Origin of the sequence: Pseudomonas sp. GM24 (assembly GCF_000282235.1) — a bacterium.
GTDB lineage: Bacteria > Pseudomonadota > Gammaproteobacteria > Pseudomonadales > Pseudomonadaceae > Aquipseudomonas.
Genome location: NZ_AKJR01000130.1, coordinates 1 through 25,867, shown reverse-complemented (window position 1 = coordinate 25,867; position 25,867 = coordinate 1). Strand labels below are relative to the sequence as shown.

Here is a 25,867-nt window from a genome sequence, read left to right as displayed (position 1 = left end):
GATGGTTAACTCACTGCTCAGCGCCAAGCATAGTTAAGGCAGGCTCATTGTGCTTTGATCCGACACCGTCAATTGCTGCTGCAAGGCGTGCTCGAGATCGAGCATCGCCCGGTTGCTCGCTTCGCAACGGCGAGCGATCTCGTCTGTCGACAAGGCCTCGGCGCAGGCTTGCTCAAGGGCGTCGCAGCACTCGATCACGCGTGATGCCTGAGCGATACGCGCGGCCCCCTTGATCTTGTGAGCGACCACCGCCAGCGCCGCGCGATCATGTTCAGGCGACAGCGCGAGCAGTTCCTGACGATCGAGGCGGCTGCTTTTGAGCAACTCGGCCAGCAAACGGCGGGCTTGAGCAGGGTTGCCACCGGTCAGCATGTTCATGTTTTGCAGGTTGAAGGCCGGTGGTGCACACGTCGGCGTGATGCCATCGACCCACTGGCTGAGCAGGCTCAGGCTCAAGGGCTTGAACAGGCAATCGTTCATGCCGGCCTGTTTGCAACGCTGGATTTCCTCCGGCTGTGCATTGGCCGTAAAGCCCAGCACAGTGCAGGGCGGGCAGCGTGCCTGGAGTTCATGCTGGCGAATGGCGCGAGTCAATTCGTAGCCATTCATCAACGGCATGTTGCAGTCGACGATCACCAGGTCGAAATGGCCCGCCCGCCACAGTGCCAGGCCACTGCAGCCGTTCTCGGCAATGCTGAAGTGATGTCCGAGAAACTCCAGTTGCTGACACATCAACAATCGATTCGCCGGATGGTCATCTACCACGAGCACACGCAGGGGCGTTTGCGATGTCTTGATCGCCGCTTCACTTTTCACTGTGCTCAGCTGTATCGGCAAGGTTTCCAGCGCCAGGGAGATACATACCTGAGTGCCGATGCCCGGCTGACTGTTCAATTGCAGTTGCCCGCCCATCATTTCGCAGAGGTTGCGACTGATCACCAGTCCCAGGCCTGCCCCGCTTCTACCTTGTTGACTGCTGTTTTCCGCCTGGGCAAATGGTTCGAACAAGCGCTGCTGGTCCTCGGCACTGATACCGACGCCAGTGTCCTGTACGGTCAGTTGCATCAAGGCACGGGCCGGCGCCTCGGTGTTCATGAGGTCCAGGGTAATCCGCACATGCCCCTGCTCGGTGAATTTGATGGCATTGCTCACCAGATTCGACAGCACCTGTTTGAAACGCAGGGGGTCCAGATGCACATCGATTGCCAGGTCCGGTGGATTGAAGATGACTTGCAGGGTGAGGTTTTTCTGCCGGGCGAGGCCTTCGAAGATTCTTGCCACAGACGCCACGGTATCGACCAGATTGACCCGTTCCGGGCAAAGACTCAGACGCCCGGATTCGATCCGTGCGATGTCGAGAATATCGCCGATCAAACCCAGCAGATCGTTGGCCGAATGATAAGCCGTGTCGATTGATGAGCGATCCGGATGCTGTTGATCCATACGTTTGAGTGTCAGTTCAAGCATGCCGATCACGGCATTCATTGGCGTGCGGATTTCGTGACTCATGGTCGCCAGAAACGTGCTTTTTGCCCGGTTGGCCTCATCTGCCTGTTCTTTGGCCGTACGCAACTCTTCGAACAACTGACGGCGTTCGCTGATGTCGATCCAACCGCCGATGATGCCTTTCACGTCGCCGCTGGAGTCACGGTACGGCAGTATCCAGTGATAGATCGTCAGGCGTCGGTTGCCGATGTGCAAAGGCCGGTCGACCACCATCGGTGTGCCTTCGGCGACGACGCGTTGGTAATCGGCCTGAAAAGCCTGAGCCTCGAAGGCGTTGCTCAAGGTGCCCTCAATGACGCTTTTGCCGATGACGTCTTCGCGTTTGGCATTGAACGCTTCGAGGTAGCTTTCATTGCAGCTTTGCAGCAGGCCTTGGCGGTCGCGGACATAAATCGGATGCGGTGTGCCATCGACCAGTGAACGCATGAATTCAAACTGGTCGTTCAGCGCGCGCTCGGCGGCCTGACGTTGTTTGATCTGGTGACGCATATAGGCGTTCCAGGCCAGAAGCAGCAGCAGTAACAGGCAAGCGCCGACGATCACCTGGTAGAACAGGCGCTGGTAGTTATGCCAGATGTTCTGCGATGCCGTGGAGTAACCGCGCCAGCGGCCATTGATCACGCCCAGCTCATCGGGGGCGATGCTCAACAACGCTTTGTTGATGATCGACGCCAGTTCCGTGTTGTCCCGGGCGGTTGCCAGCGAAAACGCAGCCTGGCCGGTGCCGATGGTGGTGGTGATTTGTAATGCCTGATTGAAGATCCGCGAAGAAATGAAGTAGTTGGCAATCACCAGTGAGTTCACCGCGCCGTCGACATGTCCTTCAGCGAGCAGCGATACCGCGCTGAAGGTATCCGCGGTTTCGATCAACTGGATGCGCGGATACTCTCGGCGCAGGTATTCGACCATCGGATTGCCTTGGGCAATCGCCAGTTGTTTGCCTTTGAGCTGGCCCAGGTTGGTCGGGCCGTCGGCACTCTTGCGGGTCAGCAGAACGTAGGAATTTTCCAGATAGGGACGACTGAAGTTGAGGGTTTTTTCGCGCTCCGCTGTCGGCAACAATGCTGCAATCAGATCGGCTTGATGGTGGTCTATCTGCTGGATCATTTCCGCGTCGTTGCGGCTGCGCCGGATCTCGAAACGCAGGCCGGTGCGCAGGCGGATCAGTTCGAGCAGGTCGGCACTGATGCCGCGAAAATTGCCGTCGTTGTCAAAGAATGTCAGGGGCGCGAACGCTTCATTGACGACCACGCTGACCACCGGATGCTGTTTGAGCCACACTTCTTCGCGCTGGGTCAGTTGCATTTTCCGGTCGGTGAGCAACAGATCGCTGCCGGCGCTCCAGCGCTTGGCAATATTGTCGCGTTCGCTGGCAGGCACTGCCTTGAGCACGGTGTCGACGATGTCGAGCAATTGTGGGTTGTTGCGGCGCACGGCGAAGCTGAACCCCTGGGCTTCCTGCTTGCCGAAATTGGCCATGCGCACATTGTTCAGGTAACCCTTGTTGATCATGTAATGCGTCGACAGGGTATCGCCGAGAAACACATCGGCCTGGTCAAACGCGACGGCGTTGATCGCGTTCTGGTAGGAGGGGTAGCAGGTAATGAGCGCCTTGGGATACAACGCCTTGACTTCGGGTAACGGCAAATAGTGATAGACCATGCTCAGGCGCAGCCCGGCCAGGCCTTCGGTGAGTGAGCGGGTTTCGTCTTCGCGGGTGACCAGCACCGGCAGGTCAATGGCATAGGGGGTCGACAGCGCCAGGTTGGCATTGCTCGCTTCGAACCCGTTCGCGGTACCCAGCAGGTCGACCTGGCCATCGACCAGTGCCCGAATCGCCGCATCCCGGGATGGAAAGCGCTGCACCCGGACAGGCAGACCGGTGGCCTGGCCAAGGAGTCCGGCGTAGTCAGCTGTCAGCCCTTCGTAATCCTTGCCACTGACCGTCATGTCAAACGGCGGGTAGTCAGGCGCCGAAGTGCCCAGAACCAGTTCGCTACGCGCAAGCATCCATTGCCGCTGGGACTTATCGAACGTGATCGATACCGGCTCGTTTGCCGACCTGCTTAGCAAGGCATAGTCCGGTGAACCGCCGGGCATGGCGAACACGTTGGCACTCAGGTAAAGACCTGCACTCAACGCAATTAAATAGTCCTTCAAACGGCTGGGCATGCGGGCTCTCACACGAGTGCGTTTCGTTTGGCCATCTCGATAAGTTCTACAAGGGATTTGGCCTTGAGTTTCTGCATCAGGCGTTTTTTGTAAGTGCTGACGGTTTTATTACTTAGAAACATGCCCTTGGCGATCTCCTTGTTAGTGCGGCCTTGGGCGAACAATTGCAAAACCATCAACTCGCGATCATTGACGGATTTGAACAGTTCCAGTTCGGCAAAACGGATATCGTCACTACGAACCGGATTCAATGCCTGGCTGGGGAAATAGTTGTAACCGGAAAGTACTGCTTTGATTGCACTGACCAGTTCGCTGAGGTCTTCCTGTTTGCAGACATAACCCGATGCGCCGGATTGCATGCAGCGAATGCCGAACAGTGTCGGACACTGCGCCGTCAGAATCAGGATTTTCAGCGGCGAGCCCATGGCATTGAAGCGGGCCAGCACCTCCAGGCCGTCCAGCTTGGGAATGCTCACATCGAGAATGACCAGATCGGGCATGCACTCGCGCACCATTTGCATGGCATCGACTCCGTTATCGGTTTCACCGACGACCTTGTAACCTTCATGCTCCAGCAGCATTCGAACGGCGAGACGGATGACCGGGTGATCGTCGACAATAAAAACGGAGTTCATAATCAAATCCCATGCAAGCACGAATAAAGCGCGCACCTTAGCTCAGTTGAATGAGCACTCGCATGAAGTGACATGGCTCCAGTCACGTTATCGGATTAATCCTACAACTAATAAGGAAACGGACTACGTTCAAACTAGGTTTGACGTAAGGAGGAGCAGAATTTGAAGAGGCTTATAGTTTGACTTGAATGATTTGCAAGTACTGGCTGTAAATGGCTTTTTATAGATGTTTAAACTTGCTGAATCGCCGCGTGGTCATTGTGGATCTTCAGCCCTGTCAGTGACGCGTTAAAAGTTCTCGGGTTGACATTGGGAGGGCTGCATGCGGGTAGCCAAAACCATGGGCGCCCGCATGCGATGGAGTCAATGGCTGGAACGGCCGGTCATTTCCAGCGCCATGTCGCTGGCGTAGCTGTCGGTCATGCCGGCAATGAAATCGATCATGCGCAGAAACGACGTGTGTAACGAACCCTGAGGATCCGGTGCGTTACTGCCCAGCAGATCAAGAATGCGCCGGCTTTTGAATGACGGCGTACGACCGTTGTGTTGTTCCAGCGCGGCCCCACAGAACGAATTGAGCAGGATCTCCAGCGTCGTATACGCGCCGATTTCATGCAGGGTTTTGCGCTTGTCCTGAAAGATTTTCTTGCGGGCGATGTCCTTGGCGTTCAGGACGCAACGCTTGGCCGGGCCGTGCATGTGCTCGACCAGATCGCCGTGCAGCGTGCCGGCGAGGAGTGCGTCCTGTTGCTCGACAAAGGCCCGCGCCGCAGCGTTGGTCAAATGCTCGATGGCCTTGCCGCGCAGGATCGCCAGTTTGCGTCGTCGCGAATCCTGCGGGCCGAGCTGACGATAGGTTTCCGGCAGATCGTCGCCCACTAGCCCGAGCAGCAGGGATTCGACTTCGGCGTATTCCAGCAGCTCCATTTCGAGGCCGTCTTCGAGATCGATCAGCGCGTAGCAGATGTCGTCGGCGGCCTCCATCAGATACACCAACGGGTGACGCGCCCAACGCTGGTCTTCGATTTGCGGCAGGCCCAGTTTGTGGGCGATCTGCTCAAGCAGCGGCAGCTCACTTTGATAGCAGCCGAATTTGTGTTTCTTGTAGCCCAGGGAGTCGGCGTGGCGCGCGGTCCACGGGTATTTCAGGTAAGTGCCGAGGGTGGCGTAGGTCAGCCGTGTACCGCCGTCGAACTGGTGGTACTCCAGCTGAGTCAGTACGCGAAAGCCTTGGGCGTTACCTTCGAAGTTGAGAAAGTCAGCGCGTTCGGCTTCGCTCATGCCGTCGAGCCAGCCACGTCCGGCGGCCTGCTGGAACCAGTGACGAATAGCATCTTCACCGGAATGGCCGAACGGCGGATTGCCGATGTCGTGGGCCAGACACGCCGACTGCACGACCATGCCGAGGTCGGCCGGGTCGCACCATTCGGGCAAGGCACTGCGCAGGGTTTCGCCCACTCGCATGCCCAGTGAACGGCCGACGCAACTGACTTCCAGCGAATGGGTCAGGCGCGTGTGAATGTGATCGTTGCTGGTGACCGGGTGCACCTGGGTCTTGCGTCCGAGGCGGCGGAAGGCACCGGAGAAAATGATGCGGTCATGGTCTTTGTGGAAAGGGCTGCGGCCAAGTTCTTGCGGGCTGTGCAGCGGCTTGCCTAGGCGTTCGCGGTTGAGCAGGGTTTGCCAATCCAAGGCTGATTCTCTCCGTCAGGTGACTGGGGGCGTTGGCCCCTAGCTTCCCGGTTCGCGCACGCCCCTGCAAGCGTAACTACAACCCAGCCGCGTCGATGTCGATCAACAGCAAACGCTCACCGTTGTCAAAAAACTGCCCGGCCGTCAGGCAATACTGATTGCTGGTGGCATCGCGGTAGGTATTGGAGAGCGTCAAACGCCGCTCCTCCCAGCCTTCGGCGAGCAAATGATAAAAATACGGGCGCCACGACCAGTTGTGCCCCAGATAACGATTGTCGGCGAACCAGCCATGCTGCCGCCATTCGAGGTTGGGCGTCAGCTGCGTGCCGTGGCGATCGCATTGATAAAACCGCAGCAGCCAAGGGAAGGCGTCCAGTTGTGGCAGCGCGCTCAAGGGGGCATGCGCCTGAGCCCAGGCTTGCAGGATCGACATCAGTTCAGCGAGTTGCTGGCGCATTTGCATCAGCCGCCCGCGCTCCGCGAGTTTCTGCCGGACATAGCGCTGGCGCAGTTCGGCGAAGTGCTGCACAAACGCGTCGGCGGGAAAGAACGCCTCCTGCGCCCGCGCGAACAGGAATCCCTGTACATAGCGCGATCCGCATTCCAGGGCGAAATTCAACTGCGCTTCGGTCTCGACGCCTTCGGCGATGATCCAGCAGCCGGTCTTCTCGGCCATCTGCGCGAGAGCCTTGACCACATCACTGCTCGGACCACCCAGTGCAGCGGCCTGGAACAGACGCATATCGAGTTTGAGAATGTCCGGTTGCAGCGCCAGCACCCGATCAAGTTGCGAGTAGCCGGCGCCAAAGTCGTCGATGGCGATTCTCGCGCCCGCCTCGCGATAACGCGTGACGACTTCGGCCAGGCGTTGACCGTTGCCGCCCAGTTCGGTGATCTCGAAGACGATGCGTTGCGGATCGATACCGTAGCGCGCCAATTGTTTGAGGCTGGGCAGAGCCTGATCGGCGCGCAGACGACTGATCCAGCGCGGCGACATGTTCAGGCTGAGAAACCAGTCTGCCGGCGCTTCATGCAAGCGGCTCAAGGCGTTGTCGCGGATTTGCCGGTCGAGGCGGCGCAGGGCAATCGCGGGTGTGCGCGGGTCCGCAAACAGTGGCCCGACCGAAGACAGTTGACCGTCGACCTGGCGCAGGCGGCCCAATGCTTCGACGCCTGCAATGCGTCCCGTGGCGGTATCGATGAAAGGTTGAAAGCAGGCGAGCGGTTGCCCGTCGATCACGGGGCCTCCTTAGTCGTTCTTGTTCTGGTTGAACCCCGTCGACCGGATAGGCGCACGGGATTGAACCTCCGGATAAAGAGGTTCATCCCGCCGGTATTGCAAGAATGTAGCCAGATGTATCTGTTCAGCGTTTGGCCGAACTCTGCATGACCAGTTTGATCAGCGGCCCGAGGCTGGTGCCGAGCCGGATCAGCCGGCTCAAGCCACCGGCGCCGCCGCTTTTCGCGCCTTTGCCAGTGATAAAGCCCAATAGCGTAACGGCAGCCACGCCCCACAATGGCGCGTGTTTGATGCCGAAACCACCTTGCAGGTTTTGCGTCATGCCGCGCATGCGATGCAGCGGTTGCAGGACTTGCCCGGCTTCATGACGAATTTCCTGGCGATGCATTTCCATGCGCAGGCGGATCAACGCCTTGCGCATTTCCCGACGCGAGCTGTTGTGTGGCAGTTCAGGCAGGCTCATGGCAGCAGGCGCTCCCGGTCGTTGGCCAGCTCTTCGAGCGTGCCGTGGAAAGGCGAGGATTCATCGAAAATCGCCGCCTTGAGACGCAGTGCGCAGAAGATCGACGCCAGGGTATAGAAAACGCACAGGCCAATGATCGCGGCCAGACGATAAGTGTCCCAGAACACGATCATCACCAGTGTCGATAAGCCCACCAGCAACAACAGGGCAAAGACCAAAGCCAGACCTGCGAACAGCAACAGGCTGACGGTTCGTGATTTCTGCTCCTGCAATTCGATGCCGAATAATTCGACATGGCTGTGCAGCAGACCCAGAACGGCGGCGCCCAGGCGTCGCGTGGAAGAGGCGGTGCCCGCAGTCGGGCCGGATTCACCGATCGACATAATCAGCGCCGGGTAGCCAGCAGGCCGATCAGAAAGCCGACACCGGCAGCGATGCCAACGGACTGCCAAGGGTTGGCCGACACGTAATCTTCAGTGGCGGTCACTGCAGCCTGACCGCGATCGCGCAGGGTTTCTTCGGTCAGTTTCAGGGTTTCGCGGGCGCGCAGCAGGCTGTCGTGAATCTGCTCGCGCAGCTCATCGGCCTGATCGCCGGCCAGGGTGGCGGTGTGCTCGAGCAAGCGTTCGGTGTCGGCGACCAAAGTCTGGAAGTCGTTCATGAGGATTTCTTGAGCAGTCTTTGCCTTGATGCTGGCCATGGTGGATCTCCGTAAGTGACGTCTGAAGCGTTCGAGTATGAGCCTTGCGCGAAGGTTCAGTACAAATGACTGGTACAACTTTTGCTGTGTCGTGGTGCGTTGCCCGGCGGTCGTGCGCGGTTGCCGGGCATGCGCCATGAGAAACCTTATCCCAAACAAGCCCGGTTCGTGTCAGGACATCGACCTCGTGCGCCAAAGCAGTTCGCCGGACCGTAGGCTCCGTGCCTGCGCGGTCGCAACTTGGTGCATGAAATGTGCGCATGAACCGCTTTGGTGCCTTTTTCGCCTTTAGGTCTGCCTGCTTATGGAAAATCTGCAAAGCGCTGTGGACACCCTGGTTCACAGCTCCAATACCTTGTTCATTCTGATCGGTGCGGTAATGGTGCTGGCAATGCATGCCGGTTTCGCCTTTCTCGAAGTTGGTACAGTCCGCCAGAAAAACCAGGTCAATGCGCTGTCGAAGATTCTCAGCGACTTCGCCGTCTCGACCCTGGCCTATTTCTTTATAGGCTATTGGATCTCCTACGGCGTGACGTTTATGCAACCGGCGGCGGTGCTGAGTGCCGATCACGGTTACGGACTGGTGAAGTTTTTCTTCCTGCTGACTTTTGCTGCCGCGATCCCGGCGATTATTTCCGGTGGCATCGCAGAACGCGCGCGTTTCGTGCCGCAGTTGTGCGCCACGGCGCTGATCGTCGCGTTCATCTATCCGTTTTTCGAAGGCATGATCTGGAACGGCAACTACGGTCTGCAAGCTTGGCTGACGGCGCAGTTCGGTGCCGCTTTTCATGACTTCGCCGGTTCCGTCGTGGTGCATGCCATGGGCGGTTGGCTGGCGCTGGCGGCGGTGCTGTTGCTGGGGCCGCGTAATGGCCGTTACCGCGACGGGCGTCTGGTGGCGTTCGCACCGTCGAGCATTCCTTTTCTGGCCCTGGGTTCGTGGATTCTGATTGTCGGCTGGTTCGGCTTCAACGTGATGAGTGCGCAAACACTGCAAGGCGTCAGCGGTCTGGTGGCGGTCAATTCGTTGATGGCGATGGTCGGCGGCACGATGGCGGCGCTGCTCGTCGGGCGCAATGACCCGGGCTTCCTGCACAACGGCCCATTGGCCGGGCTGGTGGCGATCTGTGCCGGGTCCGACTTGATGCATCCGGTCGGTGCGCTGGTGACCGGCGCGATTGCCGGTGCGCTGTTTGTCTGGTGCTTTACCGCTGCGCAGGTTAAATGGCGCATCGATGACGTATTGGGTGTTTGGCCACTGCACGGCCTGTGCGGTGTTTGGGGCGGGATCGCCTGCGGGATTTTCGGCCAGGCCGCGCTCGGTGGTATCGGCGGCGTCAGTCTGATCAGCCAGTTGATCGGCACCGCACTCGGTGTCGCGGTGGCGCTGATCGGTGGCTTTGTCGTGTACGGCGTGATCAAGGCGCTGCACGGGCTGCGCCTGAGTCAGGAACAAGAGTATTACGGCGCTGACCTGTCGCTGCACAAGATCGGCGCGGTGAGCCAGGACTAAGTCTCGGGATCATCGGTACCGGGGTAAAAACCATGGAGCAGGCGATAACGGTCGATGCGCACCTGATCGACCTTTTCCTGCACCTGATGCGCCGGCAGACCGAGCATGATCAAGGCGTGAGAGGCGAGCATCAGGCTTGACTCCAACAGCTCCGGCACCACTTCGGTGGCGCCGGCGGCTTTCAATTCGGCCCATTGGCTGTCGTCGCGGGTGCGTACCAGGATCGGCACATGGGCATTGAGTCGGCGCGCTTCCTTGAGGATGTGCAGGGCAATGTCGCTCTGATCCACGGCGACCACCAGCAGTTTTGCGCGCAGCAGGCCAACGGCGGTCAGCAGATCGCCGCGTGATGAGTCGCCATAATGCACGTCACTTTCTCCGCTGGCGGCTTCCTGTACGCGAACCGGATCACTGTCCAGTGCGATGTAAGGCTGTTTGGCATTGCGCAGGAAACGCCCGATGGATTGACCGACGCGGCCGTAGCCACAAATCACCACGTGCTGATTGAGGTCGGCGTTGAGTGCGCTGATTTCCTCGATCTGTGCTTCCTGATTGGGCTTGCGGTGGAGTGCTGTAGCGATGCGGGGCGCCGCGCGCAATAGCAGTGGCGTCAGCAGCATCGAACAGAACGTCGCGGCGAGCAGAAGATTGCCCAGCGCCTCGGGCATCATGCTGTGTTGCTGCATTTGCGCCATCAGTGCAAAGCAGAACTCGCCCCCCTGCGCCAATGCCAGGCCGCTACGCCACGCCGTTTCGCTGTCGCTGCCGCGCCACTTCACCAACAAGGCGACGACGATGCCCTTGATCACCATCAAGCCGACGGTGAGCCCGAGGATCAGCAGGCTGTGACTGACGAACAGTTGCAGGTCGATGAGCATGCCGATGCTGACGAAAAACACCCCGAGCAGGATGTCGCGAAACGGTCGGATGTCGGCCTCGATCTGATGCCGATAGTGGCTTTCACCGAGCAACATGCCGGCCAGAAATGCACCGAGGGCAGGGGACAGGCCCAGCAGGTGAGTCAGCCACGCGGTCAGCAGCACAATCACCAGCGCCAACAGCACGAACAACTCAGCCGAGCGTGACGCGGCCACTTCATGAAACAGCCTCGGCAGTAACCAGCGACTGGCCAGCAGCAGACCGACAAACAGCACCACGGTTTTCGCCAGTGTCAGCGGCAGCGCCCAGTACCAGGCTTGGGCGCTGCTCCCGGCAAACACTGGCACCAACGTCAGCAGCAATACTGCGACAACGTCCTGAAACAGCAAAACGCCAACGGCATTCTGCCCGTGACTGCTGAACACCTCGCCGAGGCTGCCCAGTTCTTTGGTCACAATTGCCGTCGATGACAGCGAAAGCCCGGCGCCGAGCAGCAGCGCCGGCGTCGTCGGCATGCCCAGTAGCATCAGCAACAAACCGAGCAGTGCGGTGCTGATCAGTACCTGCTGACTGCCGAGGCGGAATACCACCTGACGCAAGGCGATCATCTTCGACAGGGAAAATTCCAGGCCGAGTGAAAACAGCAGAAACACCACCCCCAGTTCGGCTACGTCAGGCAGGTGTTCGCTTTCGTTGACCCAGTCGAAGGCACTCGGCCCGACCAGCAATCCCACGCACAGATAACCCAGAACCGGCGGCAACCGCAGGCGCCGAAACAGCGCAATCACCACGAGGGACGAGGCGAGGATGATCAACAAATTGGCAAACACTGGACACTCCGATGTCAGATTCAGGCTTTTCAAGCGTAGAGGCAAAAAGACCGGGAGGATCGCGCAAATGGTTTTTCTGTGGACTGATTTGCGTCAGGGTTTTGCCTGTGAACCTTTGTCGGAGGACTGGAGCCTTTGGGCGGCGGTGGCTCGACGGGTTTTCAGCTGCGGCCTAGAATAGGCCCACTCATTTCCTGGTTGAGCGCTCATGCTTCCTGAATGTCAGCTGTTCGGCACCCTTGGATGCCATTTGTGTGAAGTTGCCGAGGCCGAGTTGATGCCTTTCGTTGAGCACGGCCTGCTGGTTGAACTGGTCGATATCGCTGAAGACGAATCTTGGTTTGAGGCTTATAGCCTGCGGATTCCGGTGTTGCGTCGTGTCGACACCGGGGCAGAACTGGGCTGGCCCTTCAGCGCTGATCAAGTTGTGGCGTTTCTGCGTTAATTCGTATTTTCTCATTCATCCCGCCGGTCGCCGCTGCCATCCATTCCTTGGCATTTTACGGATTGTTCGGTTACTGTATGTTCATACAGTAAATGCTTCAGAGGGATGAACCGTGGTCAATGTCGAACAGTTGAAAAACAGCGTGAACCGGATGTCGGTTGACGTGGTGCGCGAGGCCGTTCTCGAATTGCGCCTGGACGGGCTGGTCACGGAAGGCAAGACGCCCTTCAACAAGCTGCATTTCAACACTTGCTTTGCCGAAATCGAGGCCTTGTTTCAGCGTGCCGGTTATCACAAACAACTGGATGTGGTCGGTTATCAAGGGTTGCTTTACGCCTTGTATGACCCGGGCCGCTGGGAGGCTGTCGATGTCCTGCGCTGGCTCAAGGAGTTCACAGACGCCGCAGCGCTCAAGTCGATCCCGGCCTGAGCAATCTGCGCTAGGCTCGTTTCCCTCCGTGCTGGATAATGCCGCCCTGTATTGAGGGTTTGATTTCCGTATGTCCACATCTACATTCTCTGCTGCGCAGAATCAGGCGAGCACGCTCTATCTGCCGCCGGGTCCCTGGCTGACCGTACTCGATTGTCTGTGTGAGCATTTTCGTGCGATTGATCGCGAGCAATGGCTGGACCGCATCGCTCGGGGGCGAGTTCTGGATGGTGATGGTCAGCCGATCTCGGTGGATTTGCCTTACAAGGAAGGCTTGCGAATTCATTATTTTCGCGAAGTGCCGGACGAAAAGCCGATCCCGGTGGTCGAGTCGATCCTGTATGCCGACGAACATCTGGTGGTGGCTGACAAACCGCATTTCCTGCCAGTCACACCCGCCGGCGAGTACGTTGAGCAGACCTTGTTGCGCAGGCTGATTCGTCGCCTGGACAATCCCCATCTGGTGCCTTTGCACCGCATCGACCGGCATACGGCGGGACTGGTTATTTTCTCGGCCAACCCGCAAACCCGTTCGGCTTATCAGTCGCTCTTCCCGACGCGGCAGATCGACAAACGCTATGAAGCCATCGCCCCGGCGCTGCCAGATCTGAGGTTCCCTTTGGTGCACAAGAGCCGTCTGGTCGATGGCGAGCCGTTTTTCCGCATGCAGGAAGGCGCAGGGGCCAGCAACACCGAAACGGCGGTGGAGGTTCGGGAAAAGCATGGCGATCTGTGGCGCTATGGATTGTTTCCGGTGACCGGCAAGAAACATCAACTGCGTGTGCACATGACTGCGCTGGGGGCGAGCATCTGCAACGATCCGTTTTATCCGCAGGTGTTGAAAGACGTCGAGGATGACTACGCCAATCCGCTGAAGCTGCTGGCGCAGGGTCTGCGGTTTATCGACCCGGTGAACGGTGAAGAGCGCGAATTCGAGAGCCGGATTACGCTGCAATGGTGAGGCCCAAGCCACCTTTCGAACGCCCATGAAAAAGCCCGCATTAATGCGGGCTTTTCTGTATCCGGTGTCGACCAGAGCTTACAGCTCTTTAACGGTGCGAACCTGATCCTTGTTGATGCGGGTTTCTTTGCCGTCCAGCTGTTTGAACTCGTAGAAGCCCGAATCGTCATCGTATTTCGGGGTGTCGACGGCCTGGATTTCGCGACCGTCATTCAAGGTGATCACTGTAGGCGACGAGCAACCGGCGAGGGTGGCAAGGCCCAGTGCGAGCATGAAAGTGGCGAGGGTCCGTTGAGTCATGGGTGTGTCTCCGAATGGGAATTCTTTTGGTTACTGAGCTTGAGACGTATACAAGGCGTGAGAGTTCCTTGAATGGTGTCAGTCTGACACAGTGTTGTGGGAATTTAACAGTTCGGGGGTGTTCAGATTGGCCAGTCGCGGGTCGTTGTCCGGGCATTGCAGGGCAGTAGCGCCGAGCATGCGCATAACCCGGCCGGGGCTGCGCTCACCGGCGTTCCAGGCCTCTTCGAAGGCGGGTCGAAGGGCTGCCGGAATCACACACAGCAAGGGTTCCCAGTGCTCGTCATGGCGCAACATTAAAGGTTTTTCAGGATTCTGATTGGCCGTCTCGCGCATGCTTTGCAGTAACGCTGCGTCAATGCGCGGGACGTCACAGGGCAAGACCAGCAGGTGCGAATGGCGCGCAGCTTTCAGACCCGCACGAATGCCGGCCAATGGCCCCGGAAAATCGCCTTCGTCATCGACCACCAATTGATCAGCGAATGGCGCGTAACGCTCGCGATTACGGTTGCAGGAGATGATCAGGTCATCAGTCAGCCCACGGACCTTGCGCTGCAAATGTGCAATCAACGGCTCGCCCTGCCATTCGACCAAACCTTTGTCCTGGCCGCCCATGCGTTGGCCGCGTCCACCTGCCAGGAGCAGAATGGAGCAGGGGGGCAGTTGCGTGTCGAGGGTCATGGCAGCTCTCCAGAGGGGCGGCGAAAAAATGAGGCGCTGTGATATAACACCGGGCTGTTTCTCCTACAACTGGACGAGCCTATGAAAGCCAAGGCTGATGTACCTTTCGTGCCGCTCAATATTGCGGTGCTGACTGTCAGTGACACTCGAACACTGGAAACCGACACCTCAGGTCAGGTCTTCGTCGACCGTTTGACGGCGGCAGGCCATTTTCTGGCGCAGCGGGTGTTGCTCAAAGATGACCTCTACAAAATTCGTGCGCAAGTCGCCACCTGGATTGCCGACGATGTCGTACAGGTCGTGCTGATCACCGGCGGGACCGGATTCACTGGCCGCGACAGTACTCCTGAAGCAGTTGCCTGCCTGCTCGACAAACAGGTCGACGGGTTTGGTGAGTTGTTCCGGCAGATTTCGGTAGCCGATATCGGTACCTCCACGGTGCAGTCCCGTGCGCTGGCCGGTCTGGCCAATGGCACGCTGGTTTGCTGCTTGCCGGGTTCGACCAACGCCGTACGCACCGGTTGGGATGGCATCCTGGGCGAGCAGTTGGACGCGCGTCACCGTCCGTGCAATTTCGTGACTCACTTGAAGCAGGCGGCGCCTTGTGAATCCCGTGGGTAAGCCGGGCAAGACCGGGGCATTGATGCCGGTTGAGTTGGCGCTGGCGCGTTTGCTCGAGATGGCCGAAGCCTCGCCAATTGCAGAGCATGAAGACTTGCCGTTGGCTCAGGTTCAGGGACGTGTGCTGAGCGAAGATCTGATTTCGACGCTGGATCTGCCGCCTTGGCCTAACAGTGCCATGGACGGATATGCGTTGAACCTGGCGGACTGGACTGGCGAACCCATGCCGGTCAGTCAGAAAGTGTTCGCCGGGCAATCCCCGGAGCCTTTGAAACCGGGCTCCTGTGCACGGATTTTCACCGGCGCTCCAGTGCCCGCGGGCGCTGACTGCGTGGAAATGCAGGAAAACGCTGAGGTTCAAGCTGATGAAAAGGTGCGCTTCCTCGAGCCGATGAAGACCGGGCAGAACATCCGTCCACAAGGCCAGGAAACCACCGTCGGTGAGCTGATCCTGCCTGCCGGAACCCGCTTGGGTCCGATAGAGCAGGGACTGGCTGCGTCGTTGGGGTGTGCCGGGTTGAAGGTCGTGCGCAAGGTTCGCGTTGCGGTGATCTCCACGGGTGATGAATTGGTCGAGCCGGGCCAGGCATTGGGGCCGGGTCAGATTTACAACAGCAATCGGGTGTTGCTATGCAGTTGGCTGCAACGTCTGGGCTGTGAGGTGATCGATGCCGGTATTCTTCCGGATAATCTGGCCACTACCCGTGCCCGTCTGGGGGAGTTGCAGGATGTTGATCTGATCCTTTCCACGGGGGGCGTGTCGGTAGGTGAGGCGGATTTTCTGGGTGTCGCCTTGCGAGAAGAGGGCGAGCTTGCCCTTTGGAAGCTGGCGATCAAACCTGGAAAACCGCTGACATTTGGCCATTTCCGCAATGTACCGGTCATTGGTTTGCCAGGAAATCCGGCATCGACGCTGGTGACCTTTGCGCTACTGACTCGGCCATATCTGTTGCGCCGTCAGGGCGTGCAGGACGTCGAGCCGCTGAAGTTCAGCGTGCCAGCGGGTTTTGACTGGCCGGTGGCAGGCAATCGGCGTGAGTACCTTAGAGGCCGTCTGGAGCAAGGGCGGGCCACTGTTTATCGCAACCAGAGCTCAGGCGTACTGCGTAGCGCCGCATGGGCAGATGGATTGGTCGAAGTGCTGGAGGGCCGCACACTGAGCGCCGGCGATGAAGTGGTCTTCATTCCGCTGAGTGATCTGCTGGACTGACCGCTGTCTCGCAAATGCAGGCGTCGGCTGTCGTCGGCGCCTGCAATGACTCATTCATTTAATTGCTGATCAGTGTCACAAGCTGGTCGAATCGGCTATTGGCCACCCAACCCAGCAGACCCAGCACTACCGCTGTCGCACCCGCCGAGTAGGCAAGCCGGTGTTTGATTGTTCTGACATCACTGCGGACTTCGTCCATGTCCCGCCGAAGGTACTTGAGATGGGTTTCCAGCTCGGTTACACGAGGTTCCATATCAATTTCTCCAGTGGTTCTGGCGCTGTTCTTGAATTCTGACTTTTGATTCGAGCGACTTTCGACGAGAGGGCCAACCGGGCTCAATGGCACTCTGGCTTCATGACTGGGCATGGAAGCATCCACCGATCGTTTCAACTGTTCGCTTGCAAACTTTTTCAGCTATCGAGCTGGCAAGAGCCTTGGGGGGGTATCCACTCATTACATGCACATCCTTGTGTGTTGGATTGAAGATTGCTACCGCCGGCACACGGTGACCCAATGTCGAAGCCGGGTCAATTAAGCCGATTCCGCATGTTTTGTAAGAAAAAATACCGCTGTGTAGGACGTTGAGGCCAGAAGGCCGAATTAATTACAGGTCTGACGGCTTTTTTGCGGGCGGCAGTGGTCAAGATGTCTCGAACCGATTCGATAGGGAGTGATGTGATGAGTGAACGCCGGGCACTGTTGATTTTGCATGGCAAGCAGGCACTCAACGAGGCGGTACGCACCGCCGTCGAGGACAAGCGCAAGCAAGGCTGGGAGCTGGCCGTGCGCCTGACGTGGGAGGCAGGGGATGCTCAGCGGTGGGTGGAGCAAGCCTTGGCGGACGGCTACACAAAGATTATCGCCGGTGGTGGAGATGGCACGTTGCGCGACATCGCCGAAGCGCTCGCGGCGCACCCGGGCAAAGCCAGCCTCGTTCTTTTACCCTTGGGCACCGCTAACGACTTTTCCCGCGCCGCCGGTGTGCCATTGGAGCCTGCCGAAGCGCTTGAGCTGCTTGATGTGCCGCCGCGCGACATCGATCTGGGCGAGGTGGGCGGGCAGATTTTCCTCAATATGGCCACGGGTGGTTTCGGCAGTCAGGTCACGGCCAATACTTCCGAGGACCTGAAAAAAGTACTCGGTGGTGCAGCCTATCTGTTCACCGGTTTGTCACGATTCAGCGAGCTGCATGCTGCTTATGGTGAGCTTCAGGGGCCGGACTTTCACTGGAGTGGCGAAATGCTCGCGCTGGGTATCGGCAATGGCCGTCAGGCCGGTGGCGGGCACGTATTGTGCCCGGAAGCGCTGGCCGATGACGGTTTGCTGGATATCAGCATCCTGCCGGCGCCACAGGAGCTGGTGGGCACGTTGAAGACGCTGCTCAGCGATGGTTTCGGCATCGATAACATGTTTGTCCGAGCCCGTTTGCCATGGGTCGAAATCAAAGTGGCCGAGGGGCTCTGCATCAATCTGGATGGCGAACCACTGGAAGGTGAGAGCTTGCGATTTGAGGCGCGTCCGGCAGCGTTGCGCGTGCACTTGCCGGAGCATTCTCCATTGTTGGGCGGCGCCCGCTCGGTCAGTCGTCCAGGCTGATGATCTGTTCGCGCACGGCGAACAGTACCAGGCCCGCTACGTCGTAGATTTGCAGGCGCTTCATGATCTGTGAGCGGTGGGTCTCGACTGTCTTGATGCTCAGCCCCAGGCCATTGGCGATTTCCCGGGTGGATTTCCCCCGCACGATCAAACGCAGGATTTCCAGCTGGCGCGCGGTCAGATTGTGCGAGTCGGCGGCCTCCGGCTGCTGCTTCTGATTACGGGTCAGGGCCTGATTGATCACGGTGTGTGCGATGGCGGGGCTCAGGTAGCGCTCGTTGTTGCGCAAGGCCTCCAGTGCATGTTCGAGCTCGGTAGCGGTCGTGTCCTTGAGCAGATAGCCGTGGGCGCCGGACTCGAGCGCCTGCATGATCAGCGCCGGATCGGTGTGCATCGACAAGATCAGCACCTTGCTCTGCGGACGCACCCGCTTGAGCCGTTGCAGGGCTTCCAGGCCACCGGTTTCTTTCATGGAGATATCCAGCAACACGATATCCGGACTCAGTTGCTCGACCATTTCGAGCAACTGCGAACCGTCATTGGCCTCGCCAATCACCGCGTAACCGGGAATATCCAGCACCAGAGCGCGCACGCCGGCCCTGATCAGCGAGTGGTCATCCACCAGAAGTAAGTTGCAAGTCAACGCATAACCTTATTCGTACTGGCCCGCTCGAGTGCGCGAGGCGCCCAGGGGAAGAGTGCTTCGATTTGAGTGCCTTTACCCGGTTCGCTGATGACGTTCAGGGTGCCACCCAGTTGCTCGATTCGTTCGGCCATCCCGGCCATGCCTCGTTGTCCTTCTCGACCCGGATTGGCCGACGGGGCGAATCCCATACCGTCATCGCTGATCAGCAGCGTCAGCCCTTTAGGCAGACGTTGCACGCGTATCACCAGGTTTTTTGCCTGGGCGTGACGCAGGATATTGGTAACAGCCTCCTGGGTGATGCGAAAGGCGGCGACCGCCATTTCTTCCGGAATACCGTTGAGGCGCTGCTGGCAATCGAGGCTCCAGTGCACGCTGGTGTTGGTCAATGTCTTGAGCAGATGTGCACGCAGACTGGCTTCAAGCCCCAGGCTGGTCAACTGCCGTGGATTGAGAATGGCCGAAACGTCGCGCACTTTGTCCAGGGTTTCTTCCAGGGTGGCGCACAGCACCGTGCATTGCTCCTGCAAGTCATCCGGCAGGCGTCGCTTGAGCCACTCGCTCTGCAGTTTGGCGGCCGTCAGCAATTGGCCGATATCGTCGTGCAGTTCGCGGCTGAGGCGATGGCGCTCGTTTTCCTGGACTTCCAGCAAGCGGTCGGCGAGCTCCTGAGGCTGAAATTTGATCGATTTGCGTGACAGTCGATATTGCACCCAGACACATGCGGTAGCGGCGATGTCGAGCAGTAGCAGCCCGAGGCTAAGGGGTGTCGAAAGACCATAGGTCAGCAGGCTGCCGAGGGTGGCCGCGACACACAGTATGAGCGTGAACCGGCGTGCATTTTCCCGGGAAGGTGGCCATGTAGTGATTGACTTGAGACTGGCGTACATAACGGATGGAGCCAATGGATGTTCGCTGCGGGCAGACCGGCCTGAGGCTGGCGGGTCTCTGTCTGAAAATGCTGTCAATTATGTTATTGGTTTCAACGCGGTCCAGTGAATGTATTGACCGCCAACTTCAGTGGACAGCGGTCGCTGAAATCACTGTGCCATTAATTTGAAAGCAACTAATGGGCGGCATAATACCACTTAAGATACCGTTGGTCGCGCTCGCTATATATGTCCATTGAGTCAGGAAATACGTGTTTTGGACGCAAGTTCCATAATGGAAAAAGTCGATTTATTGAGTTCGATAGATGTAGGTGTTACCTGAAGTTGTGCTTCTTAACACACAGGTAAACCCTGAGGTCGGCAGAAAACATGGGTGTCTGTCGTCGGTGATTATTTAATTCGATTTTGTCGCTGGCAGGTATGAAGTATTCAATTACGACATTCAACGTTTCGCTGCAAGCGCCTGCGTGGATACAGCGTGTTGATCAGGCTTGTCCCGAGTAGGGCAATTGAGGCAAACGTTTGCCCGTCAGTGGCGGCTTGAGCTGGCTTTGACCAACCTGGAATGCGAAAGCTTCGATCAGCGAAGTCTGTTCACTTTCATCCAGACTCAGTTGCCCGGTCTGTTGATCGACCAGTTCAAGCTGCCAGGCCATCAACGTGAAGCAATCCTGCAACGCGACCAGGGCCTCTTCGTGAAGGTCGACGCGATCCTGGGTCAGGTTGAGCAGGCTGTAAATATGCAGAGAGAACTCGGAAATTGCCTCCAGCGCCAGGGCTTCAGCCCTGCGTGCGAGTTTCAGGAGGGTATTGAGCATGCACTCGATAGCGTCCTTGTCATTGCTGATCAGTTGCAGATGGCTGAGGCATTCTTCGGACTTGGCCAAGAGTTGTTCGGCCTCGACAAGGAATTCGGGGAAGCGTTGTACCCACTCTTTGCGGTCCATTGGCATGCTTATCTCCACCACGTCATGTCTCATGAGGGAATGCCGTGTGTGGCGACGATCATGAATCGTCGGGAGATCGCGCCCAGACGTGCAGGTGCACTGGCTGAGGGGTTCCAGAGGGGTTGTTTCCACTGAACTGCGATCGCACACAATAGCCTGACTCCGTTCATGCAATGAGAATGGCGTCACATTAATGGCTATTGGATATTGCGAATATCAGGTTGGGCCTGATTGTTACTAGGGGAATCCCTTAGACACGGGAACCTACGGTGCAAACCGAGGTCGCGCCGCAGAGTATGTAGAAGATGAAAATCACCGGGCCAGTAAAGCATGATGTTAATGTGACATCAATGCCTGATCATGGCATTTTTGACGGGTCGGGTTTGGCAATCAAGAACTGCCATTTGCCGCCGATAACCTCACATAGTGAATTCATCAGAACAAGCCCAGGAGTCATTGATGGCCGGCATTCTCGACACGGTAGACCAACGCACGCAACTGGTGGGTGAGAATCGCCTGGAAATTCTCATGTTTCGACTGGCCGGGCGCCAGTTGTTCGCGATTAACGTGTTCAAGGTCCAGGAAGTGCTGCAACTGCCGAAACTGACTTTGATGCCGCAGCGTCATCCGTTTGTGTGCGGGGTGGTCAATCTGCGCGGTCAGACCTTGCCAGTGATTGATCTGTCGCAGGCAATCGGCATGCGTCCATTGGTGCCAGGCCCAAACAGCACCATCATCGTCACCGAGTACAACCGTTCGGTGCAGGCATTCCTTGTGGGCGGTGTGGACCGCATCGTCAACATGAACTGGGAAGCCATTCTGCCGCCGCCGACCAGCGCCGGGCGTCAGCACTATCTGACTGCGATCAGCAAGGTCGACGATCAACTGGTGGAAATCATCGACGTCGAGAAAGTCCTCGCCGAAATCGTCCCGTACAACGCCAAGGTCTCGCGTGAAAAACTCGAAGATCCGGTGCTGGAGCGCGCCCGTGGCCGTGAAGTACTGCTGGTGGACGACTCCAACGTGGCCCTCTCGCAATTGCGCGACACCCTCGGCCAGCTCGGCGTGAAGATGCACATTGCCAGCGATGGTCTGAAAGCCCTGAACATGCTCAAGGCCTGGGCCGATACTGGCGTGAACATGACCGACAAACTGCTGATGATCTTCACCGATGCGGAAATGCCGGAAATGGACGGTTATCGCTTGACCACCGAAATTCGCAATGACCCGCGTCTGCGTGGCTTGTACGTGGTGTTGCACACCTCGCTGTCCGGCAGTTTCAACGACTCGATGGTGAAGAAGGTCGGTTGCGACAACTTCCTCTCCAAGTTCCAGCCGGACAAGCTGGTCGACGTGGTGCGCCAGCGTCTGATGCTCGACGAAGTCCCGGCCTGATCACACACCCATTGTAGGAGTGAGCCTGCTCGCGGAAGCGGTGTGTCAGCCCCGAATCATTAGCTGACACATCGCTATCGCGAGCAGGCTCACTCCTACAGTTATTGCTCTTTGATTCCTGATCAAGCTCGTATAGGGTGGCGTTTTTATCCTCCAGGGAGCTGGCCATGCTGCGTCTGAGCGCGCTTTATCGTTACCCGTTGAAATCCGGCAAAGTCGATGTGCTGCAACGCGTCGACCTCGACAAGCTGGGGCTTGATGGCGACCGACGCTGGATGCTCGTGGACGAAGCCAGCGGCCGCTTTCTGACCCAGCGCGCCGAAGCGAAGATGAGTCAGTTGTCGGCCCTGTGGAATGCGCAGGGCGGTCTGACCCTGAGCGCACCTGAACAGTCCTCCATCGAAATCGCCTTGCCGGGCAACGACGCCGAACTGCGCGGTGTGACGATCTGGCGCGACACCTTGCGCGTGCCGGATGCCGGTGATGAGGCCGCGCGCTGGGTCAGCGATTTCATCGGCAAGCCGACCCGGCTGGTGCAGGTGCCGCTGGATCGCGCTCGCACCACCCAGGCGGGCTATGGCAACGATGAGGATCAGGTCGCGTTCGCCGATGGATTTCCTCTGCTGTTGATTGGTGAGGCATCCCTGCAGGATCTATCGCAAAAGGTCGGACGACCGCTGGAAATGCTGCGTTTTCGGCCTAACCTGGTGATCGAAGGCAGCGAGGCGTATGCCGAAGATGGCTGGAAGCGCATACGCATTGGCGAAGTCGAGTTCCGTGTGGTCAAGCCGTGTTCGCGCTGCATTCTCACCACCATCGACCCGCAAACCGGTGAGCGCAGTGCCGATCGCGAGCCGCTGGCAACCTTGCAGAAATATCGCGCTCAAGCCGATGGTGCGATGTTCGGGCAGAATCTGGTGAATGACAGCAATGGTCGACTCGAAGTCGGCATGCCGGTGGAGATTCTCGAGTAGTCCGTCACTGAAACGAAAAATGCCCGTGTCCTTGGACACGGGCATTTTTGTTGGTGCGGTGAAACCGTTGCTTTAGCCGCGGTATTCGCACAGGTAAGCGGTGTCGACCGCGACCTTGAGCTGGAACTTGCTGTTGGCCGGAACGTTGAACTGGCTGCCGGCGGCGAAGGTTTCCCAGTCGCTGCTGTCGGGCAGTTTGACGGTCAATGCGCCGGACACCACATGCATGATTTCACGCTGAGCGGTGCCGAACTCGTATTCGCCCGGTGCCATGACGCCGATGGTCGCCGGACCTTCAGCGGTGCCAAAGGCGATCGACTTGACGGTGCCGTCGAAGTACTCGTTGACTTTAAACATGGGCGATTCCTCGAAAAGGGTTAAAAAATGGAGGCGGCCAGTATGCACAAGGCTTTTCGCGCCGTCACCTGCCCGGCTTCTGTCTGGTGAGTTCTCGAATTGACCCTAGAGTGGCAAGACCAGTGGCAACAACCGTGCGGTGTTGCGCGCATCCTCCAGCGCCCGATGCTGCTGACCACTGAACTGCATGCCAGCCAGTTGCAGCGCACCGTTGAGGCCCAACGGCCGCTCCAGGCGTCGGGCCTTGGCGAAGCGTTGTTTGAGGTTCATGTGCGGCACCTTGCTCAATCCACTGTCGATTTGCAGACGCTGCCATTCCTGCAACAACTGCTTGCGGTCGTAATCGCCCCAGCTGGCCCAGCCTTCGAGGCGCGTCTGATGCTGCGCGAGCCAGCGTTCGAACGCCGGCCAGACTTCGGTCAACGGCTGCGCCGTGTCGATATTGGCCTGGGTGATGTGCGTCAGTTCACGACAAAAAGGTGTGAGCAACGGCCGCCGCGTCGGTTTGACGAAGCGCTGGAAGTGATCCTGCTCGCGCCCGGCACGATCGACCAGTGTGGCGCCGATCTCGATAATTTCCATTTCGGTGACCGGCCAGCCACCCTCATCGGTGGTGGCTTCCAGATCTATGACCAGCCAGTGAGGCATCGCAGGGTTCCTGATTTCCGCGTTCTGATAACTCAGAGCGTAGTCAAAACCCGCATGCGTGTGTGGGCGACTACTCGACCTGCAACAGAACCTGACGATTTTTTACCTGATCGCCGACCTTGACCTGCACCCGCTTGAGCACGCCGTCGATGCCGGCCTTGAGCGGGTGCTCCATTTTCATTGCCTCCAGTACCACCAGCAGTTGACCTTTGCTGACCGGGCTGCCTTCGCTGACCAAAACGTCGACGATGGCGCCGTCCATCGGTGCTTTCAAGGTGCCGGAGCTGACGCTGGTCTGACTGTCGATCACGGCATGAGTTCGATCCTCCAGGCGCAGACTGCCGGGATGGCTGAACAGCCAGAGGTGCCCGCTATCCAGTCGATACGCGTGACGCTGGCGCAAACCGTCGATTTCCAGTGTCAGCGACTGCGTGTCCTGGTCGATGAGTTTTAACTCGAGCGCGCGCTCGGCAACCTGCACGGTGAAGGCGCCTTGCGCTTGAGCGAGCAGTTGCACTGTCCAGTTCTGATCATCAAGCCCGAGTCGATAATGCAGCGGCACACTGGCGTTGTTGCGCCAGCCGGTGAGTGGCGCGCGGTGGGCGAGGGCGCTTGCTTGATAGAACAGCATCGCCGCAATCGCCAGTTCCTCGGCATCCGCAATGTAACGGTGCAAACAAGGGTGTTCGCTGAAGTGCCGGGCAATAAACGCGGTACTGAATTCGCCACTGATGAACTGCGGATGTTGCAACAGGCTGACGAGCAGGCGCTGATTGCTTTGCACCCCGAGCAGCACCGTGTCTTGCACCGCGCGCAACAGTTTGCGCCGGGCCTCTTCGCGGGTGGCGCCGTGGGCGATCAGTTTGCCGAGCATCGGGTCGTAGAACGGGCTGACCGCTTGCCCTTCAAGCAAGCCATGATCGATTCGCGCGCCGTGTTGCAGCGCCGGCTCCCAGGCCTCTACTCGACCGGTTTGCGGGAGGAAGTCTTGCGCGGGATCTTCGGCGTAAAGCCGCACTTCCATGGCATGTCCGTTGAGCAGGATCTGGTCCTGGGTCAGCGGCAACGGCTGACCTTCGGCAACCAATATTTGCCACGCCACCAGATCCAGTCCGGTGATCAATTCAGTCACCGGGTGTTCCACTTGCAAACGCGTGTTCATCTCCAGAAAGTAAAACTGCCCACGCGCATCGAGCAAGAATTCCACCGTGCCAGCACCGACGTAATTCACCGAGCGGCCAGCCTTGAGCGCCGCTTCACCCATGGCTTGACGCAGCTCAGCGGTCATCACCGGGCAAGGTGCTTCTTCGATGACTTTCTGGTGGCGACGCTGAATCGAACAGTCGCGCTCGCCAAGGTAGATCAGGTTGCCGTGTTGGTCGCCGAACAGTTGCACTTCGACGTGCCGTGGTTCGATCAACGCCTGTTCGAGGATCAATTCGTCGCTACCGAAACCGTTCAATGCTTCGGAGCGCGCGGTACGCAGTTGCGCTGGCAAATCAGCGGCGTCGTGCACCAGACGCATGCCGCGTCCGCCACCGCCGGCGCTGGCCTTTATCATCAGTGGAAAACCGATGCGTTCGGCCTCGCGCAGCAACGTTGCGTCATCCTGTTCAGCGCCCTGATAACCGCCGATGCACGGTACGCCGGCTTCGAGCATGGCGATTTTTGAGCGGCGTTTGCTGCCCATCAGTTCGATGGCTTCGGCGCTGGGACCAATGAAGATCAGCCCGGCCTGTTTGCAGGCGCGGGCGAATTCGGCGTTCTCCGAGAGGAAGCCGTAGCCGGGGTGGATGGCGTCGGCGCCGCTGCGGCGGGCGGCGTCGAGGATGGCCCGGGTGTTCAGGTAGGACTGCTGCACGGGGGCGGGGCCGATGTGTACGGCTTGATCGGCCATTTTCACGTGCAGGGCATCGGCGTCGGCATCGCTGAAGACGGCGACGGTGCGATAGCCGAGGGCTTGCGCGGTGCGCTGGATGCGGCAGGCGATTTCACCGCGGTTGGCGATCAGGATTTTGTGGAATGCAGGCATGGGCTATTTCCTTGGAAAGTTGCATTGCATGTGCTGGCCTCATCGCTGGCAAGCCAGCTCCCACAGGTTTTGTGAGCGACGCAAATCCCCTGTGGGAGCTGGCTTG

General features: G+C 58.5%; 26 protein-coding genes. 9 read left to right on the top strand and 17 right to left on the bottom strand.

All coding sequences use genetic code 11. The annotated features are described in order from the left end of the window. Window positions 1-33: 33 nt before the first annotated feature. From PMI23_RS15810 to PMI23_RS15780, 7 genes are all read right to left on the bottom strand, one after another. Window positions 34-3,678: a transporter substrate-binding domain-containing protein gene (locus tag PMI23_RS15810; protein WP_007908638.1), complete on the bottom strand. Its 3,645-nt coding sequence runs from the start codon at window positions 3,676-3,678 to the stop codon at window positions 34-36. An 8-nt stretch (window positions 3,679-3,686) separates the two neighbouring features. Beyond that, the gene (locus tag PMI23_RS15805; RefSeq protein ID WP_007908640.1) at window positions 3,687-4,313 is read right to left on the bottom strand and encodes a response regulator transcription factor; all 627 of its coding nucleotides are present in this window, start codon (window positions 4,311-4,313) and stop codon (window positions 3,687-3,689) included. A gap of 363 nt (window positions 4,314-4,676) precedes the next feature. Continuing rightward, window positions 4,677-6,005, bottom strand: coding sequence for a deoxyguanosinetriphosphate triphosphohydrolase (locus PMI23_RS15800; protein ID WP_007908641.1), 1,329 nt, complete (start codon window positions 6,003-6,005; stop codon window positions 4,677-4,679). A gap of 76 nt (window positions 6,006-6,081) precedes the next feature. Continuing rightward, window positions 6,082-7,245, bottom strand: coding sequence for an EAL domain-containing protein (locus PMI23_RS15795; protein WP_007908643.1), 1,164 nt, complete (start codon window positions 7,243-7,245; stop codon window positions 6,082-6,084). Between the two features lie 124 nt (window positions 7,246-7,369). Continuing rightward, entirely contained in the window at window positions 7,370-7,708 is a 339-nt protein-coding gene (locus PMI23_RS15790) for a hypothetical protein (protein WP_007908651.1), read from the bottom strand. Then, the gene (locus PMI23_RS15785) at window positions 7,705-8,091 is read right to left on the bottom strand and encodes a phage holin family protein (RefSeq protein WP_007908652.1); all 387 of its coding nucleotides are present in this window, start codon (window positions 8,089-8,091) and stop codon (window positions 7,705-7,707) included. The genes PMI23_RS15790 and PMI23_RS15785 overlap by 4 nt, the downstream gene beginning before the upstream one ends. Window positions 8,092-8,093: 2 nt before the next feature. Continuing rightward, complete coding sequence (locus PMI23_RS15780) at window positions 8,094-8,408, bottom strand: DUF883 family protein (RefSeq protein ID WP_007908653.1); 315 nt, start codon at window positions 8,406-8,408, stop codon at window positions 8,094-8,096. Window positions 8,409-8,712: 304 nt separating this feature from the next. Between PMI23_RS15780 and PMI23_RS15775 the strand changes: the two genes are divergently transcribed. Next, window positions 8,713-9,921, top strand: a complete 1,209-nt coding sequence (locus PMI23_RS15775) for an ammonium transporter (RefSeq protein ID WP_007908654.1) — start codon at window positions 8,713-8,715, stop codon at window positions 9,919-9,921. On the opposite strand, the gene PMI23_RS15770 is transcribed toward PMI23_RS15775, so the two are convergent. Beyond that, a complete protein-coding gene (locus PMI23_RS15770) occupies window positions 9,918-11,630 on the bottom strand; it encodes a cation:proton antiporter (protein ID WP_007908655.1) in 1,713 nt (570 codons plus the stop codon). The genes PMI23_RS15775 and PMI23_RS15770 overlap by 4 nt on opposite strands. A 208-nt stretch (window positions 11,631-11,838) precedes the next feature. Between PMI23_RS15770 and PMI23_RS15765 the strand changes: the two genes are divergently transcribed. The 3 genes from PMI23_RS15765 (at window position 11,839) to PMI23_RS15755 (ending at window position 13,466) form a co-directional block, all read left to right on the top strand. Next, entirely contained in the window at window positions 11,839-12,075 is a 237-nt protein-coding gene (locus PMI23_RS15765) for a glutaredoxin family protein (protein WP_007908657.1), read from the top strand. Window positions 12,076-12,187: 112 nt separating this feature from the next. After that, the gene (locus PMI23_RS15760) at window positions 12,188-12,505 is read left to right on the top strand and encodes a transcriptional regulator (protein WP_007908658.1); all 318 of its coding nucleotides are present in this window, start codon (window positions 12,188-12,190) and stop codon (window positions 12,503-12,505) included. Window positions 12,506-12,575: 70 nt separating this feature from the next. Further along, on the top strand, window positions 12,576-13,466 hold the full coding sequence (locus PMI23_RS15755) for a pseudouridine synthase (RefSeq protein WP_007908659.1): 891 nt from the start codon (window positions 12,576-12,578) through the stop codon (window positions 13,464-13,466). A 78-nt stretch (window positions 13,467-13,544) separates the two neighbouring features. Here PMI23_RS15755 and PMI23_RS15750 read toward each other — a convergent pair whose 3' ends face one another. Further along, complete coding sequence (locus tag PMI23_RS15750) at window positions 13,545-13,766, bottom strand: YgdI/YgdR family lipoprotein (RefSeq protein WP_007908660.1); 222 nt, start codon at window positions 13,764-13,766, stop codon at window positions 13,545-13,547. A gap of 78 nt (window positions 13,767-13,844) precedes the next feature. After that, complete coding sequence (mobA, locus tag PMI23_RS15745) at window positions 13,845-14,447, bottom strand: molybdenum cofactor guanylyltransferase MobA (RefSeq protein ID WP_007908662.1); 603 nt, start codon at window positions 14,445-14,447, stop codon at window positions 13,845-13,847. Window positions 14,448-14,528: 81 nt separating this feature from the next. Between mobA and moaB the strand changes: the two genes are divergently transcribed. Together moaB and PMI23_RS15735 are read left to right on the top strand one after the other, a co-directional pair. Continuing rightward, window positions 14,529-15,068: a molybdenum cofactor biosynthesis protein B gene (gene moaB, locus PMI23_RS15740; RefSeq protein ID WP_007908664.1), complete on the top strand. Its 540-nt coding sequence runs from the start codon at window positions 14,529-14,531 to the stop codon at window positions 15,066-15,068. Continuing rightward, window positions 15,052-16,278 carry a molybdopterin molybdotransferase MoeA gene (locus PMI23_RS15735; protein WP_007908667.1) on the top strand — a complete coding sequence of 409 codons (1,227 nt, stop codon included), beginning with the start codon at window positions 15,052-15,054 and terminating at the stop codon, window positions 16,276-16,278. Before moaB ends, PMI23_RS15735 begins: the two co-directional genes overlap by 17 nt. Before the next feature lie 58 nt (window positions 16,279-16,336). Here the strand turns inward: PMI23_RS15735 and PMI23_RS29875 are convergent, their stop codons facing one another. Continuing rightward, complete coding sequence (locus tag PMI23_RS29875) at window positions 16,337-16,645, bottom strand: hypothetical protein (protein WP_176472330.1); 309 nt, start codon at window positions 16,643-16,645, stop codon at window positions 16,337-16,339. 312 nt (window positions 16,646-16,957) lie between these two features. Between PMI23_RS29875 and yegS the strand changes: the two genes are divergently transcribed. Beyond that, window positions 16,958-17,875 (top strand): lipid kinase YegS, encoded by a 918-nt coding sequence (yegS, locus tag PMI23_RS15725; protein ID WP_007908672.1) that lies wholly within the window; start codon window positions 16,958-16,960, stop codon window positions 17,873-17,875. Here yegS and PMI23_RS15720 read toward each other — a convergent pair. The 3 genes from PMI23_RS15720 to PMI23_RS15710 form a co-directional block, all read right to left on the bottom strand. Further along, complete coding sequence (locus tag PMI23_RS15720; protein WP_007949957.1) at window positions 17,859-18,518, bottom strand: response regulator; 660 nt, start codon at window positions 18,516-18,518, stop codon at window positions 17,859-17,861. The genes yegS and PMI23_RS15720 overlap by 17 nt on opposite strands. Next, window positions 18,515-19,408 carry a sensor histidine kinase gene (locus tag PMI23_RS15715; protein ID WP_007908674.1) on the bottom strand — a complete coding sequence of 298 codons (894 nt, stop codon included), beginning with the start codon at window positions 19,406-19,408 and terminating at the stop codon, window positions 18,515-18,517. The genes PMI23_RS15720 and PMI23_RS15715 overlap by 4 nt, the downstream gene beginning before the upstream one ends. A 485-nt stretch (window positions 19,409-19,893) precedes the next feature. Beyond that, entirely contained in the window at window positions 19,894-20,361 is a 468-nt protein-coding gene (locus tag PMI23_RS15710; protein WP_007908675.1) for a hypothetical protein, read from the bottom strand. 453 nt (window positions 20,362-20,814) lie between these two features. Here PMI23_RS15710 and PMI23_RS15705 point away from each other — a divergent pair, with 453 nt between their 5' ends. Both PMI23_RS15705 and PMI23_RS15700 read left to right on the top strand, forming a co-directional pair. Continuing rightward, window positions 20,815-21,750 (top strand): chemotaxis protein CheV, encoded by a 936-nt coding sequence (locus PMI23_RS15705; protein ID WP_007908676.1) that lies wholly within the window; start codon window positions 20,815-20,817, stop codon window positions 21,748-21,750. Window positions 21,751-21,917: 167 nt separating this feature from the next. Then, entirely contained in the window at window positions 21,918-22,724 is an 807-nt protein-coding gene (locus PMI23_RS15700) for an MOSC domain-containing protein (protein WP_007908677.1), read from the top strand. A gap of 72 nt (window positions 22,725-22,796) precedes the next feature. Here the strand turns inward: PMI23_RS15700 and ppnP are convergent, their stop codons facing one another. The 3 genes from ppnP to PMI23_RS15685 form a co-directional block, all read right to left on the bottom strand. Further along, window positions 22,797-23,081 carry a pyrimidine/purine nucleoside phosphorylase gene (gene ppnP / locus PMI23_RS15695; protein WP_003226701.1) on the bottom strand — a complete coding sequence of 95 codons (285 nt, stop codon included), beginning with the start codon at window positions 23,079-23,081 and terminating at the stop codon, window positions 22,797-22,799. Window positions 23,082-23,186: 105 nt separating this feature from the next. Beyond that, window positions 23,187-23,729, bottom strand: a complete 543-nt coding sequence (locus PMI23_RS15690) for an exonuclease domain-containing protein (protein ID WP_007908678.1) — start codon at window positions 23,727-23,729, stop codon at window positions 23,187-23,189. Between the two features lie 70 nt (window positions 23,730-23,799). Then, the gene (locus PMI23_RS15685; protein ID WP_007908680.1) at window positions 23,800-25,761 is read right to left on the bottom strand and encodes an acetyl/propionyl/methylcrotonyl-CoA carboxylase subunit alpha; all 1,962 of its coding nucleotides are present in this window, start codon (window positions 25,759-25,761) and stop codon (window positions 23,800-23,802) included. Between the last annotated feature and the right edge of the window lie 106 nt (window positions 25,762-25,867).

Excerpts from the sequence above, each read along its gene's own strand:
- mobA (WP_007908662.1), bottom strand. The coding sequence starts at position 14,447 with ATGACCCTCGACACGCAACTGCCCCCCTGCTCCATTCTGCTCCTGGCA.
- PMI23_RS15685 (WP_007908680.1), bottom strand. The coding sequence starts at position 25,761 with ATGCCTGCATTCCACAAAATCCTGATCGCCAACCGCGGTGAAATCGCC.
- PMI23_RS15715 (WP_007908674.1), bottom strand. The coding sequence starts at position 19,408 with ATGTACGCCAGTCTCAAGTCAATCACTACATGGCCACCTTCCCGGGAA.
- PMI23_RS15780 (WP_007908653.1), bottom strand. The coding sequence starts at position 8,408 with ATGGCCAGCATCAAGGCAAAGACTGCTCAAGAAATCCTCATGAACGAC.
- PMI23_RS15775 (WP_007908654.1), top strand. The coding sequence starts at position 8,713 with ATGGAAAATCTGCAAAGCGCTGTGGACACCCTGGTTCACAGCTCCAAT.
- PMI23_RS15755 (WP_007908659.1), top strand. The coding sequence starts at position 12,576 with ATGTCCACATCTACATTCTCTGCTGCGCAGAATCAGGCGAGCACGCTC.
- yegS (WP_007908672.1), top strand. The coding sequence starts at position 16,958 with ATGAGTGAACGCCGGGCACTGTTGATTTTGCATGGCAAGCAGGCACTC.
- PMI23_RS15705 (WP_007908676.1), top strand. The coding sequence starts at position 20,815 with ATGGCCGGCATTCTCGACACGGTAGACCAACGCACGCAACTGGTGGGT.
- PMI23_RS15810 (WP_007908638.1), bottom strand. The coding sequence starts at position 3,678 with ATGCCCAGCCGTTTGAAGGACTATTTAATTGCGTTGAGTGCAGGTCTT.
- PMI23_RS29875 (WP_176472330.1), bottom strand. The coding sequence starts at position 16,645 with ATGCCCAGTCATGAAGCCAGAGTGCCATTGAGCCCGGTTGGCCCTCTC.
- PMI23_RS15750 (WP_007908660.1), bottom strand. The coding sequence starts at position 13,766 with ATGACTCAACGGACCCTCGCCACTTTCATGCTCGCACTGGGCCTTGCC.
- PMI23_RS15710 (WP_007908675.1), bottom strand. The coding sequence starts at position 20,361 with ATGCCAATGGACCGCAAAGAGTGGGTACAACGCTTCCCCGAATTCCTT.
- PMI23_RS15790 (WP_007908651.1), bottom strand. The coding sequence starts at position 7,708 with ATGAGCCTGCCTGAACTGCCACACAACAGCTCGCGTCGGGAAATGCGC.
- PMI23_RS15690 (WP_007908678.1), bottom strand. The coding sequence starts at position 23,729 with ATGCCTCACTGGCTGGTCATAGATCTGGAAGCCACCACCGATGAGGGT.
- PMI23_RS15785 (WP_007908652.1), bottom strand. The coding sequence starts at position 8,091 with ATGTCGATCGGTGAATCCGGCCCGACTGCGGGCACCGCCTCTTCCACG.
- PMI23_RS15805 (WP_007908640.1), bottom strand. The coding sequence starts at position 4,313 with ATGAACTCCGTTTTTATTGTCGACGATCACCCGGTCATCCGTCTCGCC.
- PMI23_RS15765 (WP_007908657.1), top strand. The coding sequence starts at position 11,839 with ATGCTTCCTGAATGTCAGCTGTTCGGCACCCTTGGATGCCATTTGTGT.
- PMI23_RS15700 (WP_007908677.1), top strand. The coding sequence starts at position 21,918 with ATGCTGCGTCTGAGCGCGCTTTATCGTTACCCGTTGAAATCCGGCAAA.
- moaB (WP_007908664.1), top strand. The coding sequence starts at position 14,529 with ATGAAAGCCAAGGCTGATGTACCTTTCGTGCCGCTCAATATTGCGGTG.
- ppnP (WP_003226701.1), bottom strand. The coding sequence starts at position 23,081 with ATGTTTAAAGTCAACGAGTACTTCGACGGCACCGTCAAGTCGATCGCC.